General features: G+C 72.7%; 9 protein-coding genes. 3 read left to right on the top strand and 6 right to left on the bottom strand.

The features are described 5' to 3' along the window. Positions 1-33 precede the first annotated feature (33 nt). Genes RB614_RS27485 through RB614_RS27495 form a run of 3 tightly spaced genes read right to left on the bottom strand, consistent with a single transcriptional unit; the run spans position 34 to position 3,661 of the window. Positions 34-1,386 carry an NtaA/DmoA family FMN-dependent monooxygenase gene (locus RB614_RS27485; RefSeq protein WP_308715545.1) on the bottom strand — a complete coding sequence of 451 codons (1,353 nt, stop codon included), beginning with the start codon at positions 1,384-1,386 and terminating at the stop codon, positions 34-36. Then, complete coding sequence (locus tag RB614_RS27490) at positions 1,383-2,543, bottom strand: LLM class flavin-dependent oxidoreductase (protein WP_308715546.1); 1,161 nt, start codon at positions 2,541-2,543, stop codon at positions 1,383-1,385. Before RB614_RS27490 ends, RB614_RS27485 begins: the two co-directional genes overlap by 4 nt. Continuing rightward, on the bottom strand, positions 2,540-3,661 hold the full coding sequence (locus tag RB614_RS27495) for an LLM class flavin-dependent oxidoreductase (protein WP_308715547.1): 1,122 nt from the start codon (positions 3,659-3,661) through the stop codon (positions 2,540-2,542). Before RB614_RS27495 ends, RB614_RS27490 begins: the two co-directional genes overlap by 4 nt. Positions 3,662-4,208: 547 nt before the next feature. On the opposite strand from RB614_RS27495, the gene RB614_RS27500 reads away from it, so the two are divergent. Beyond that, positions 4,209-5,726 (top strand): DUF1593 domain-containing protein, encoded by a 1,518-nt coding sequence (locus RB614_RS27500; RefSeq protein WP_308715548.1) that lies wholly within the window; start codon positions 4,209-4,211, stop codon positions 5,724-5,726. A 91-nt stretch (positions 5,727-5,817) separates the two neighbouring features. On the opposite strand, the gene RB614_RS27505 is transcribed toward RB614_RS27500, so the two are convergent. Both RB614_RS27505 and RB614_RS27510 read right to left on the bottom strand, forming a co-directional pair. Continuing rightward, positions 5,818-6,861 carry a methyltransferase gene (locus RB614_RS27505; RefSeq protein WP_308715549.1) on the bottom strand — a complete coding sequence of 348 codons (1,044 nt, stop codon included), beginning with the start codon at positions 6,859-6,861 and terminating at the stop codon, positions 5,818-5,820. Between the two features lie 117 nt (positions 6,862-6,978). After that, positions 6,979-8,553 carry a sensor histidine kinase gene (locus tag RB614_RS27510; protein WP_308715550.1) on the bottom strand — a complete coding sequence of 525 codons (1,575 nt, stop codon included), beginning with the start codon at positions 8,551-8,553 and terminating at the stop codon, positions 6,979-6,981. Between the two features lie 110 nt (positions 8,554-8,663). Here RB614_RS27510 and RB614_RS27515 point away from each other — a divergent pair, with 110 nt between their 5' ends. After that, a complete protein-coding gene (locus RB614_RS27515) occupies positions 8,664-11,180 on the top strand; it encodes an ABC transporter permease (RefSeq protein ID WP_308715551.1) in 2,517 nt (838 codons plus the stop codon). On the opposite strand, the gene RB614_RS27520 is transcribed toward RB614_RS27515, so the two are convergent. Continuing rightward, positions 11,181-11,843 (bottom strand): response regulator, encoded by a 663-nt coding sequence (locus RB614_RS27520; RefSeq protein WP_308715552.1) that lies wholly within the window; start codon positions 11,841-11,843, stop codon positions 11,181-11,183. A gap of 184 nt (positions 11,844-12,027) precedes the next feature. Here RB614_RS27520 and RB614_RS27525 point away from each other — a divergent pair, with 184 nt between their 5' ends. After that, the gene (locus tag RB614_RS27525; RefSeq protein ID WP_308715553.1) at positions 12,028-13,626 is read left to right on the top strand and encodes a serine/threonine-protein kinase; all 1,599 of its coding nucleotides are present in this window, start codon (positions 12,028-12,030) and stop codon (positions 13,624-13,626) included. The last annotated feature ends 52 nt before the right edge of the window (positions 13,627-13,678 follow it).

Consider the following 13,678-nt stretch of genomic DNA (forward strand, 5'->3'; position numbering starts at 1 on the left):
TACCCGGTCGTCAGGCGCCAGCCGGCACGCGCGTCATGCCGCCGGCCGACGATCGGGGTGGGCCAGCCCCAGGTGCTCGCGGAGCGTCGCGCCGGTGTAGTCGGCGCGGAAGACACCCCGTTCCTGCAGCAGCGGCACGACCGTGTCGGCGAACTCGTCGAGTCCGTCCGGCACCAGGTGTGGCACGAGGATGAACCCGTCGCTGGCGTCCCGCTGCACGAGGTCGTCGATGGACTCGGCGACCGTGGCGGGCGCGCCGATGAACGTCTGCCGTGTGGTCACCTCGATGACCAGCTCGCGGATGGAGAGCCTCTTCGCCTCGGCCAGCTCGCGCCACCGTCGCGCGGTCTCCAGCGGGTCGCCGAACATCCGGGTGCTGGCCCGCCCTTTGGCGATGGTGTTCTCCCCGACGATCGGGTCCACGTCGGGCAGTGGGCCGTCCGGGTCGTAGGCGCTCAGGTCGCGGTTCCAGAGCTGTTCCAGGTGGCGGATGGCGGTCTGGCCGCTGACCTGCTGGTGGCGGATCACCCGGGCGCGTTCCTGGGCGTCCGCGTCGGTGTCGCCGAGGACGAAGGTCGCGGCCGGGAGCACCAACAGCTCGTCCTTGGTACGGCCGTAGCGGGGCAGCCTTCGCTTCACGTCCGCGTAGAACGCCTGTCCGGCCTCGAGCGTGCCGTGCCGGCTGAAGATGGCGTCGGCGGTGGCGGCGGCGAACTCCCGCCCCTTGTCCGAGTCGCCGGCCTGCAGGATCACCGGCCGCCCCTGGGGAGCGCGCGGCACGTTGAACCGGCCGGCGATGTCGAAGTGCTCGTCCCGGTGGGCGAAGGCGCCCGCGTCGGGCCGGGACAGGAACACCCCGGACTCCTTGTCCGCGGCCACGTCGCCCTCGCGCCACGAGTCGAAGAGCTCCCATGCGGTACGCAGGAACAGCTCGGCCCGCAGGTACCGGTCCTCTTGGCGCAGGAAGCCGCCGCGGCGGAAGTTCTCCCCGGTGAACGCGTCCCAGGAGGTGACCACGTTCCAGCCGGCCCGGCCGCCGGAGAGGTGGTCGAGGCTGGCGAACTGGCGGGCCACCTCGTACGGCTCGTTGAACGTGGAGTTGATGGTGCCGGTGAGGCCGAGCCGGTCGGTGACGGCGGCGAGCGCGGCCAGCACCGTGAACGTGTCCGGCCGGCCGACCACGTCGAGGTCGTAGATGAGGCCGTTCTGCTCGCGCAGCCGCAGCCCTTCGGCGAGGAAGAAGAAGTCGAACTTGGCCCGCTCGGCGGTGCGTGCCAGCCGCTCGAACGAGGCGAACTCGATCTGGCTGCCCGAGCGCGGGTCGCTCCACACGGTCGTGTTGTTGACGCCGGGGAAGTGCGCCGCCAGGTGGATCTGCTTGGTCATCGCGCGCCTTCCACTGTGGAGTACCGGTTGGCAGGGCGGGGGAGGCCGAGCAGACCGCGCAGGGTGGTCGCCTCGTACTCGCGTCTGAATGCCCCGCGGCGGCGTAGCTCCGGCACGAGCCCGCGGGTGATCGCGGTCAGGTCGTGCGGGATCGCGCCGGGCCGCAGCCGGAAGCCCGCGATGCCGGCGGCGTGCCAATCCAGCAGCACGTCGGCGAGCTGGGCGGGCGTGCCGGTGAAGACCGCCGCGTCCGAAGCGTAGGGCGCGCCGTCCCACGCGTCGAGCCGCTTCTTGCGGTCCGTCGCCCGGCTCGGCGTGCCGTCCAGGAACACCACCAGGTCGGCGAAGACCAGCGGTGGCGCGTCGAACCGGCGTGCGACCAGCGCGGCGCTGTCCACATCGGACGGTGTCGTGTACACCAGGTCGGTGGCGCCGGCGGCGAACCGGTACGGCACCTCGGTGTGCGCGAGCGCGGTGACCGGTGGCTGGCCCTGCGGGGGGCGGGGCACGATCGACGGTCCGCGGATCCGGAACCAGCCGCTCTCGAAGTCGACGTAGTGCAGCTTGTCCCGGTCGACGAACCGCCCGGTCGCCGCGTCCCGGATCTCGGCGTCGTCCTCCCAGCTGTCCCAGAGCCGGCGGACCACCTCGACGTAGTCGGTGGCCTCGTCGAAGAGGTCGGTGACCAGGTCGGGCCCGATCCGGTCGGGGATCTCCCGGCGGCCGAAGTGCTTCGCCTCGTGGGGCCGGCCGGAGACCTGTACCCGCCAGCCGGCCCGGCCGGTACTGGCGAAGTCGAGCGTCGCGATCGCCTTGGCGATGTGGAACGGCTCGGTGTGCGTCACCGTCGCGGTCGGTACGAGTCCGATGTGGCGGGTCAGCGGCGCGACGCGGGCGGCGATGAGGACCGCGTCGAGCCGGCCGCGCACCTGGTCCACCCGCTCGTCCGGCCCGTCGGCACGGGCTGCCTGTACGCCCAGCGCGTCTTCGATGGTGACGAAGTCGAGCGTGGCCGCCTCCGCCTCGCGCACCAGGTCGGCCCAGTACCCGGCGGTGAACAGCTCGGCCGGCCGGGCGTCGGGCTCGCGCCAGGCGGCCGGATGCCAGCCCGCGCCGTCCAGCGCGACGGCCAGGTGCGGCCCGCGCCCACTGGTCATGAGAGCCCCCATTCCTTGGCGAGCAGCTCGTACGAGCGGACCCGGTCGGCGTGGTCATGCGTGATCGTGGTGACCAGCAGCTCGTCGGCGCCGGTCGCGTCGCGCAGCACCCGCAGCCGCTCGGCGACCGCCTCCGGCGCGCCGACGAACTGGGTATCGATCCGGTCGGCGAGCAGCGCGCGGTCCTCGTCGCTCCACTCGTGCGCCAGGGCCTCGGCGGGGGAGAGGAACGGCTGGGCGCCCCGCCCGGTGCGGATGTCGCGGACCCACAGCCCGTACGGCGCGGCCAGCTCGCGGGCGGTCCCTTCGTCCGGTGCCACGACCGCGTCGGCGGAGACCAGCACGTACGGCTCGTCGAGCGCGCCGGGCCGGAACGCCGCCCGGTACGCCGACACCGCCTCCAGCACGGTCGCCGGGCTGACGTGGTAGTTGGCCGCGAACGGCAGCCCTCGTTCGCCGGCCACCCGGGCGCTCTGCCCGGCGCTGCTGCCCAGGATCCACACTTGCACGTCCGCGCCCTCTCCGGGTACGGCGTGCAGCTCCACGTCGTCCAGCGCGTAGGTGCCGGCGATCAGCGCGAGGATGTCGCCGACCTGCTCGTCGAAGTCGGGCGGCTCGGCCCCGGGCTGCTGCAGGGCGGCCGCCTGCGCGGCGAAGCGCGGCGACTTCAGCAGCGGCAGGAACGAGAACGGCGGCGGGATGAGCAGCCCGTCGACGACCCGCGCCTCGACCCGCGGCGGCGGCTCGGCCGGTGGCCGGGCGCCACGGGCCTCCGCCACGCGCTGGCCCGAACGGCCGAGGCCCAGGTCGATCCGGCCCGGATGGAGGGCGTCCAGGGTGCCGAACTGCTCGACGACCGACACGGCGGTCTGGTGCCCCAGCTGCACCGCACCGGACCCGACCCGGATCCGCTCGGTCGCCGCGGCGACGAGCCCGATGAGTACGGCGGTCGCCGAGCTGGCCACGCCGGGCGCGAAGTGGTGCTCGGCCAGCCAGTACCGGTGGTAGCCGGCCTGCTCGGCCCGCTGGGCGAGGTCGACGGTGTTGCGCAGTGCCTGCGCCGGTGTGCTACCGGAGACCACCGGCGCGAGGTCCAGGATCGATAGTGGTGTCGCCATGGTCGTGCCTCACTTGCGGGGTAGGCCGGGCGGGTTTACCTCGGACGTCGGGATGGCCTCGCGCGAGGAGGGCGGCGAGGTCGTCGCCGGTGCCGGCGGGGCGTCTCGCGGCTGGCGCGGGCCCGGCTGTCGCCACCTTTCCGTCTACGGCCATAGGCATAGTATTCCTATCGGTCTACTAGGAAAGCAACCCCGCGTGGTTGGCGAACCGTTCAACCTGGCCCGGCGGCCGGTGGCCACGTCGCGCCGACTGTCCGGAAAGGACAGTGCGCGGTGGAGTGCCGGGGCGCCCCCTCGCGATCAACCCCGGGGTGAGTGGATCGCGTGCGGACCGCGACGCGGTAGCGCGAAATCCCGGTCTGAGCGCCGTCGCCGGTGTTCTTGACGGCCGCGTTACGCCGCGGTTACGGTGCTACTGCCGGTATTCATTCGACATCGAATATCTATTCGCACGCAGACTCCGTCGCCGCCTCGCCACCACCCAACGTAGGCGCGTCGATGGCGCCTGCCCTCACCCCACCTTCCCCCCGAACCGAGAGGATGTGCGATGCGCAAGCGACTCACCGAGCCCGCCGGTACCTGGCGAAGACTTCGCCGGCACCTGTGCGTCACCGCCCTGGTGGTGACCCTCCCGATCGCCGGCCTCGCCGCCCCGGCGCGGGCCACCGCGGCGTCCGGCCACGACTGGACCGGGCGCGGCGGCGACAAGCCGAGGATCATCGTCACGCAGGACGGCGAGGTGGACGACATGGACTCGTTCATCCGGTTCCTGTACTACGCCAACGAGTTCGACATCGAGGGCATCGTCTACTCCAGCTCGCGGTTCCACTGGGCCGGCGACGGCGCGTCGGTGCCGGCGTTCCGGTGGACCGGCACGGAGTGGGTCGACCACTACATCGACCTGTACGCCAAGCTCTACCCGAACCTGCGCCGGCACGCCGACGGCTACCCCACGCCGGCGAAGCTGCGCTCGCTGTACAAGATCGGCAACATCGAGAACGTGAGCGAGATGGAGAAGGTGACCGAGGGCTCCGACTGGATCAGGAAGGTGATCCTGGACGACGAGCCCGGCCCGCTCTACGTCCAGGCGTGGGGCGGCCTGAACACCACCGCGCGCGCCCTCAAGTCGATCCAGGAGCAGTACGAGGGCTCCCGGTGGTGGCCGGCGATCCAGCGCAGGATCAGCCAGAAGGTGGTCATCTACAACATCCTCAACCAGGACGCCACCCTGGCCGACTACATCAAGCCGAACTGGCCGGACCTGAAGATCATCGACAACCAGAGCCAGTTCTGGAGCTTCGCCTACCAGTGGAACCGGCGGGTGCCGGCCGACTACCAGTACGCGCTGAAGGCGCCGTACATGGAGGAGCACTTCCTCGCCGGCCACGGCGAGCTGCTCGAGCAGTACCGCACCTACCGGGACGGCAAGCCGACGCCCGGCGACGACCAGAACAACCGGTGGCGGCCGGACCAGAACCTCTCCTACGCCGTGCACGACTTCATCTCCGAAGGGGACTCGCCGGCGTACATGTACCTGTTCGACTTCAACGGGCTGCGCTCGTCGGAGGACCCTACGTACGGCGGCTGGGGCGGCCGGTTCGCGCCCAACGAGTCGGGCTGGATCGACACGACCGACTTCAACCCGTTCACCGGTGTGGACGATCGCTCCTTCCCGCAGACCCGCTGGGTCGCCGACCTGCAGAACGACTTCGCCGCCCGCGCCGACTGGGGCCTCACCCCGCGCTACCGGGACGCCAACCACAACCCGCGCGCCTCGGTCCGCGAAGGCCTCGACCTGCGGCTGAAGCCGGGCAAGCGGATCACCCTGCACGGCCACGGCACCGACCCGGACGGCGACCGGCTGACCTACCGGTGGTGGCAGTACACCGACGCTGACACCTATCCCGGCACGGTCACACTCGCGAACGCCGGCACGCCCACCACCACCTTCACCGTCCCGGGCGACGCGACCGCCGGCGACACCATCCACCTCGTCCTCGAAGTCACCGACGACGGCAGCCCCGCCCTGAAGCACTACCAGCGCGTCATCGTCACCGTGCGGTAGGCGCTGGATCGGGACCGGCCGGGGCGGGCGTCGCCGTGCGGCGCCCGCCCCGCGGACGTCCGGCGTGGCTACCGCAGCGGCCGCTGGACCGCTAGGGCCGCTCGGGTTTGCGGCCGATCACGGCACCGTTCGCCCCCGCCGCCTCGAACCAGACCGTGCGTACGTCTTGGAAGCCCAGGTCGCCCAGCCACGCGCTGTACTCGGCGGGCGTGTAGTTGCGGCCCTCGGTCTCGACCAGCATGTTGAGGCTCATCAGGGCCGCGGCCGCGGGGCCGGTCCGCTCGTCGTTGACCAGCAGCTCGGCGATGATCACCTGTCCGCCGCCGGGCAGTGCCGCCCAGCATTTGCCGAGGATCGCGCGGCAGCGGTCTTCCGCCCAGTCGTGCAGGATCATGGAGAGCAGGATCGTGTCGTACCCGCCGGGCAACGAGGGGTCGGCGAAGAAGTCGCCGGCCACCGTCTCGATCCGGTCCGCGAGGCCCGCTTCCTTGATCTTCCCGGCGGCGATGTCGGTGACCTTCGGCAGGTCGTAGACCGTCGCGGTCAGCTCGGGGTAGCGGTGGCACAGCTCGATGTCGAACGCCGCGGAGCCACCTCCGACATCGAGCAGCCTGCGCGCGCCGCTCAGATCGACGGCCTGGCCGAGCGTGCGGGCGGTGAACGTCGAGAGCGAGTGCATCGCCTCCCAGAACACCGCGAGCAGCTGGGGATCCTCACCGTCGAAGAGCGAGCCTTGCCGGTCCGGATCCCAGGTGGTCGGGCGGTTCGTGCGGATCGCCTCGGCCAGCCTGCCCCACCCGGGATACAGCCGCTGGTCGAGCATCCGCACCCAGCCGCCGAAGTAGTCCGGCTTGCCGCGGACCAGGAACCGCTCGGCGAGCGGGCTGTTGACGTAGCGGCTGCCGTTCTTTTCGAGCAGCCCGAGTGCGGCGCACCCGGTGAGCAGCATCTCCGCCGGTCGCTCCTGGATCGCGAGCGCCGCGGCAAGCCCTCCGGCCGTCGTACCGGCCGTGCCGGACAGGCGGGTGAACAGGTCGAGCTCATGGGCCGCGGCGAGCGTCTTGAAGGCCCAGAAGCCGGTCGTCAGCCGCATCAAGGGGGCGGGCGACAGTTCCCGATCGGCGTCCGCGGTCATGAGACCTCCAGGGTGTCGTCGTCGGTCATGGTGATCGGCTACCTGGACGACACTGGCGTCGCGTCCTACACGGCCGTCCATACACCGTTGCGTAGACCTCCCGGTGCGGAACGGGAGTCAGTCGACGAGGTACACCGTGTCCTTGTGTGACAGGTGACCGCCGGTGAAGCAGAGCCGGTACGCGGGCGAGCGCGTGTCGGGGTGGACGCGGTAGAAGCGGCATTCGTCGGTGCCGGCCGGATCGGCGGGGGTGCCGTCCGGCCGCCGGGTGCCGCTGACCTGGTAGGCGGGCAGGTACTGCGCCACCGACGGCAGCGGGTCGCCGAGGCGCAGCTGCTGGTACACGTCCTGGTTGAGCACGGAGCGGTACCGGTCGTCGGTGTCCAACGTGAACGCGAGCACCAGCACGGCGGCCGCGGCCACCGGCACCCAGATCGCGTCGATGACGGTACGCCGCACCTTGCGCCGGGCCAGGGCGAGCTCGCGCCGCGAGGTCCCGGTGCCCCGCGGCGGGGTGGTGGCCGCGCCGGCGCTTCGCGGGAGCCGGGCGGTCACCGCGAAGCCTCCGTCCAGCGGCTCGGTGCGCAGTGTGCCGCCGGCCAGCCTGACCCGCTCGTGCAGGCCCAGCAGGCCGTGGCCGTCCTGGGGCGGGGATGCCGGTGGCGCCGGCGGCGGCTCGTTGACGACACTGACCACGGCGTCGGCGCCGTCCCGGTGCAGCGTCACCGTGACCTTCGCACCCGGCGCGTGCTTGGTCGCGTTGGTCAGCGCCTCCTGGACGACGCGGTAGACGGCCCGGTCCGTCATCGGCGTGAGCGGCGCCGAGCCCGGCGGGGAGAGCTCGCCGACCAGGATCACCGGCATCCCGGCGGCCGCCGCCCGGTTGACCAGCGACCGTACCGTGTCGTCGGCCGGCACCAGGGATGGGCTCTCGCCGTCTTCGCGCAGCACGCCGACGACGTCGCGCAGCCGTTGCGTGGCCGCGGCGGCGGCCCGTCGCAGCTCCGCGGCGGCCTGCCGGCCCCGCGGCCCGACGTCGGGGGCCACCTGGAGTGCGGCGGCCCGTAGCGCGATCATGCTCAGCTCGTGGCCGAGCGAGTCGTGCATGTCCCGGGCGATCCGCGAACGCTCGCGCAGCCGCACGCGGTCGCCGGCGAGCTCCTGCTCCCGTTCGAGCCGCTCGGCGAGCTCCCAGCCGGTGCTGACGAGCTCGGCGTGCTGGCGCGCGTAGCGGCCGGCCATCCAGGGCAGGACGAGCGTGACGAGGACGTTCGTGACGAGCCCGAACCAGTCCGACATCGTGGCGCCCGGGATGACCGGCACGAGCAGCAGGCCGACCGCGCACGCCGCCGTGAAGAGCAGCATCGGCGCCCGCCGCCCGGCGCGGCGGCGGCCCAGCAGGTAGGCCAGCAGCACGTGGGCGACCATGAAGTTGGCGCTGAGGAGCTCGGGCGTGGCCGCCAGCCCCAGCGCCACCGGCACCGCGGCCGCGACCACCGGCGCGCGGCGGGATACGAGCACCGCGAACGCCAGCAGCGGTACGGCGGCGATCCGCACCCACAGCAGCGGCACCGCGGACAACCCCGCCGCTGCCGCGTCGTCGTCCGGGATGAGCAGTGGGGCCGTGATCACGAGCCAGAGCAGCAGGTCGGCCGCCCACCGGCTGCTCAGGATCCGGTCCAGCCGCGCCACGAACCTCACGCTACGTGTCCCGGGCGGCCGCGACACCTCTCGAAGGTTAGTAGTGGTCGCTGACGTTCGGGAGCAGCCGCGCACCCGCCGCCGTTCCTAGGTTCGTCGGCGTGAAGACCGGTGTGTTCCGCGCTGCCATGCGCGACGTCCTCGCGCACAAGGCCCGGCTGGCGATGACCATGCTCGCCGTGCTGCTCGGCACCGCCTTCGTCGGCGGCACCCTGGTCTTCACCGACACGCTGTCCGACGCGTACCTCGACAGCGCGCAGAAGAGCTTCACCGGCGTCGACGTGCAGCTGCGGGCGCAGCGGCGGGCCGGCCACGACACGGCGCGGCTGGTCGACGAGCGGCTGCTCGACCGGGCCCGGGCGCTGCCCGGCGCCGCCTCCGCCCGCGGGGTGGTCTCCGGCTTCACCGCGCTGGCCGGCAAGGACGGCGAGATGCTCGGCGACGGCTGGGCCACGGTCGGCGCCAACCGCGGCGACGAGGACCGCCGCTATCCGATGGCCGAGGGCCGGGCGCCCCGGGCCGCGGGCGAGGTCGCCATCGACGCCAAGACGGCCGAACGCGCCGGCTACGCGGTCGGCGACACGGTGCGGCTGTCGGTCAGCGGACCCGTCCTCGAAGAGCGGGTCACCGGCATCTTCCACACCGACGACGGCAGCGTCGCCGCCGGCGGTACGCTCACGTTCTTCGACACCCGGACCGCCCAGGCTCTGTTCGCCGAGCCGGGGCGCTACAACCTGATCGAGCTGACCGCGAAGCCGGGCACCTCCGCCGAGGAGCTGCGGCGCCAGGCGCAGGGCATCGTGCCGCCCGGGACGGAGGCGCTCACCGGCGCCCGGCTCGCCGCCGAGCAGGCCGACTCGAACGCGGTGAGCGTCCGGAGCCTCAGCCCGGTGCTGCTCGCCTGCGCCGGCATCGCCCTCTTCGTCGGCAGCTTCCTCATCGTCAACACGTTCACCATGCTCGTCGCCCAGCGGACCAGGCAGCTGGCGCTGCTACGCGCCGTCGGTGCCAGCCGCCGCCAGCTGACCGGCTCGGTGCTGGCCGAGGCCGCGGTGGTCGGCCTTGCCGCCACCCTGGCCGGCCTGGTGACCGGGACCGGCGCCGGTGCCGGGGTACGCGCGCTGCTGTCGGTCACCGGCGACACGATGCCCGACGGTCCGCTGGTCGTCGCTCCCCGGACGGTCGCGATCTGCCTGGCCCTCGGTGTGGGTGTCACGCTGCTCGCCGCCTGGCTGCCGGCCCGCCGCGCCGCCAAGATCCCGCCGGTGGCCGCGATGAGCGCCGTGCACGCGCCGCGGACCACCCGATCGCTGGTGGTTCGCGACACCGCCGGCGGGCTCTTGGCCGCGGGCGGGGCCGCGCTGGTGATCGCCGCGACGGCGATGACCGACGGCCGGCTCCCGCTGGCCCTGGGCGCCGTGCTGTTGCTGGTCGGCGTCATCGCGCTGACGCCGCTGCTGTCCCGGCCGCTGATCGCCGCCGCGCGGCCGGCGCTGCGCCGGTTCGGCATCAGCGGCACGCTGGCCGGGCAGAACGCGGTGCGGAACCCGCGCCGCACCGCCGCCACCGCGTCCGCGCTGACCATCGGCCTCACCCTGATCACCGCTCTGACCGTCACCGGGGCCAGTGCGGACAAGGCCGTCCGCGAACTCGCCGGCGCCGGCGTCTACCGCGCCGACTACTACGTCTCCATGGCCAACTCCGGCCCGCTCGCGCCGCGGACCGAGAAGACGCTGGACGACCTGGACGAGGTCGTCGCCACCTCTCCCCGGCGCGAGATCCCGGCCCTGGTCGCGGGAACGGAGCAGATCGTGGTCGGCTTCCGCACGGCGGTCATCGACCAGCTGCTCGAGTTCGACTTCACCGAGGGCGGCTTCGCGCCGGGCGACACGGTCGTCGTCGACGAGGAGACCGCCACCGCCAACGGCTGGCGGCTCGGCGACACCGTCGAGGTCACCTGGCCGGACGGCGCCCGCGGCGCCCTGGCGCTCAGCGGCTTCTACCGCAGCGCCTTCGACGACGGCTACAAGGTCGACGTCTCCGTGCTGGACCCGCATCTCGACCGCCCGACCGCCCCGGAGATCCTCGTCCGGACCGCCGACGGCACGAGCGAGGCGACGAAGCGCACGCTACGGGCGGCGCTCGGCGACAGTCCGGCGATCCGGGTCCAGGACCGGCAGGAGGTCGCCGACGGCATCACCGGCTCGATCGCCCTCGTGCTGAACATCCTCTACGGGATGCTCGCGCTCGCCGTCGTCGTCGCGGTCCTCGGCGTCGTCAACACGCTCGCCATGTCCGTGCACGAACGCGTGCGGGAGATCGGCCTGCTCCGCGCCGTCGGCCTGGACCGCCGTGGTGTCAGGCGCATGGTCCGCCTGGAGTCGCTGGTCATCTCCCTCTTCGGCGGGCTGCTCGGCATCGGGCTCGGTGTCTTCCTCGGCTGGGGGATCGGCGAGATCGTCGCCGCGATCGGCATCGACACCTGGACTCTCGTGCTGCCCTGGGGCCGTCTGGCGCTCTTCGTCGCCGTGTCCGCGCTCGTCGGCCTCGTCGCCGCGCTCTGGCCCGCCCGCCGCGCGGCGCGGACCGACGTGCTGACCGCGATCAGCGCCGAGTAGCTATCCGTCCGCGTCGTCGACGAGCCCCGCCTGGTACGCCAGCACCGCGGCCTGCACCCGGTTTCTCAGCTCCAGCCGGCTCAGCATCGCGCTCACGTACACCTTCACCGTGCCCTCCACCAGGAACAGGCGCTCGGCGATCTCCGCGTTGGACAGGCCGGCGCCGACCAGGGCGAGCACGTCCCGCTCCCGTGGGGTCAGCGTCGCGGCCCGCTCCCGGGCCGCCGCCTCGCGGGTCATCACGCCACCGCTCAGCCGCCGGATCACGTGGTGGGCGACCTGCGGTGACAGGAACGCGGCACCCCCGTGCACGGCCCGCACCGCGGCCATCAGCTCGTAGGGATCGCCCGACTTGAGCAGGAAGCCGCTCGCCCCGCTGTCCAGGGCACCGGCGATGTACTCCTCCTCGGAGAAGGTCGTGAGCATCACCACCGAGACCTCGGGGACCGCCCGGCGAAACTCCGCCGCCGCGGCCAACCCGTCGAGCACCGGCATCCGGACGTCCAGCAGCGCCACGTCCGGCCGGCGGGCCCGGGCTAGCTCGATCGCCTCCCGCCCGTCGCCGGCCTCGGCCACCACCTCGATGTCCGGCGCGGCGGCCAGGATCGCCTTCACCCCGGCCCGGACGATCACCTCGTCATCGGCGAGCAGGACCCGGATCACTCCCAAACCGTATCCCGAGTGGCGGGTCGACCGGACCGCGCGCCCGGCCGCGAAATCCGTGTGTCGCGGCGCCTGGGTACGATGTCGCCGAGCACATTCGGGACATTGGCGTCGCGAGGGTACGTCCGAGGATCAATATCGGCTTAGGTGAGCAAACGCCTCCTCATGTCAGGGGATCACGGTAGTGCCGGACGAGGGTGACGACACCGCACAGGGGCCATCCGGTACGGCGGGCGGGGTGCGCCTCGCCGGGCGTTTCCGGGTGGCGAACGGCCAACCGGTCCGGGAGGGGCGCGGCGAGGTCCTCTACGCCGACGACGAGAAGCTGGGCCGGCAGGTCGTCCTCAAGCGGACCAGCCGGGGTGAGGCGCGGGCCTGCGCGCGGGTACGGCACCGCCACATCGTCACCGTCTACGATGTACTGGAGATCGACGACGGGGCATACCGCGGGGTCTGGCTGGTCATGGAGCGACTGCCCGGCGGCAGCCTGTCCGGCCAGCGGTTCGGCGTCCAGCAGGCGGCCAGGATCGGTGAGCAGCTCGCCGATGCGCTGGTCGCCCTGCACAGCGCCGGTCTGGTCCACTGTGATGTGAAGCCGGCCAACGTGGTCCGTGACCGGGACGGCACGGTGAAGCTGGCCGATTTCGACGCCGCGCAGCGGATCGGTGGGATGGACACGATCTCCCCCGATGTCCCGATCGCGTACACCACCAACTACGCCGCGCCGGAGCTGATCAATGGCTTGCCGGTGGCCGCGTGCGACGTGTTCTCCCTCGGTGCCACGGTGCACGCCCTGGTCACCGGCGTGCCGCCGCGCCCGTGGGCGGATGCGAATCCCGACGGTGCCGGGATGGCCGGCCTGGCCGCCCGCCCCGACGGTATCCAGATCCACGACGCGGCCGGCCCGCTGCGCCCGATACTGGAAAAGCTACTCAAAGCCGCGCGGCAGGACCGCCCGACCGCCGAAGAGGCCAGGCGGATGCTCGCCGAGTTCGCGCAGACCTCGGGCGCACTCCCTCTGCCGGCGCCGGCACCGCCGCCGGCCGATGGACCGGACGCGGGCAGCCCGCCGGCTTCCGCCCCACGATCGCCCGCGCCGGTCGGCGAGGCCGTCACGCCCCTGTCGCCGGCCCAGGCCGGCGAGATGTCGACGGTCCGCCGACGGGGGCGTGGGCGGGCGCTCACCGCCATCGCGGCCGCTATGGCGGTCGCGCTGATCGTCGGTATCCTCGCGTGGCCCGAAAAGGGCGATGAATCCGGCGCCGGCCCACCGGCCGCGACGCCCAGTCACACCGCGAACGCCAGGCCGGAGGCGAGCCGGACCGCGCCGCCGACGCGCACGGCTACGGCACCGACGGCGACCCCGCGGGCGGCCGGGGCGGTGGGCCAGAACGGCGGACCGGCGAGCAGCCGGGCGGTGCCCGCGCAGGGCGGAAGCACCCGGTCCGGCTCGGGCCAGGGCTCGGGTACCCCGGTTGGGCCCCGAATCGAGGTCTCCGTCGGGCCGCGGACCTCCGCCGACGGCTGCTCGGGAAACTGCTTCTTCGTCGAGTTCCTCGCCACCGGGCTCAAGCCCGACACGGACTACCACTTCGAACCGTGGTCCGACACCTGGGGCCAGGCGAACCCCGGCGTGACCTTGAACTCCGGCGGCGACGGCAGGATCCATTCCGACGACCGCTTCCCGTTCGACGGCGACAACCACCGGGTGTGGGTGATCGGGGAGTCCAAGGACGGCGGCGACCCGTTCAGGTCCAACACGATCACCTGGCCGAGCGACTAGGCCCTGTTTCAAAGAATTGTCGAGGCGAGCCGGAGTCCAGGCGGCGATCCGG

Origin of the sequence: Phytohabitans maris (assembly GCF_031085175.1) — a bacterium.
In the GTDB taxonomy this organism is placed as follows: Bacteria; Actinomycetota; Actinomycetes; order Mycobacteriales; family Micromonosporaceae; genus Phytohabitans; species Phytohabitans maris.

Coding starts and splice junctions, on each gene's coding strand:
- RB614_RS27485 (WP_308715545.1), bottom strand. CDS start 1,386: ATGACCAAGCAGATCCACCTGGCGGCGCACTTCCCCGGCGTCAACAAC.
- RB614_RS27490 (WP_308715546.1), bottom strand. CDS start 2,543: ATGACCAGTGGGCGCGGGCCGCACCTGGCCGTCGCGCTGGACGGCGCG.
- RB614_RS27495 (WP_308715547.1), bottom strand. CDS start 3,661: ATGGCGACACCACTATCGATCCTGGACCTCGCGCCGGTGGTCTCCGGT.
- RB614_RS27500 (WP_308715548.1), top strand. CDS start 4,209: ATGCGCAAGCGACTCACCGAGCCCGCCGGTACCTGGCGAAGACTTCGC.
- RB614_RS27505 (WP_308715549.1), bottom strand. CDS start 6,861: ATGACCGCGGACGCCGATCGGGAACTGTCGCCCGCCCCCTTGATGCGG.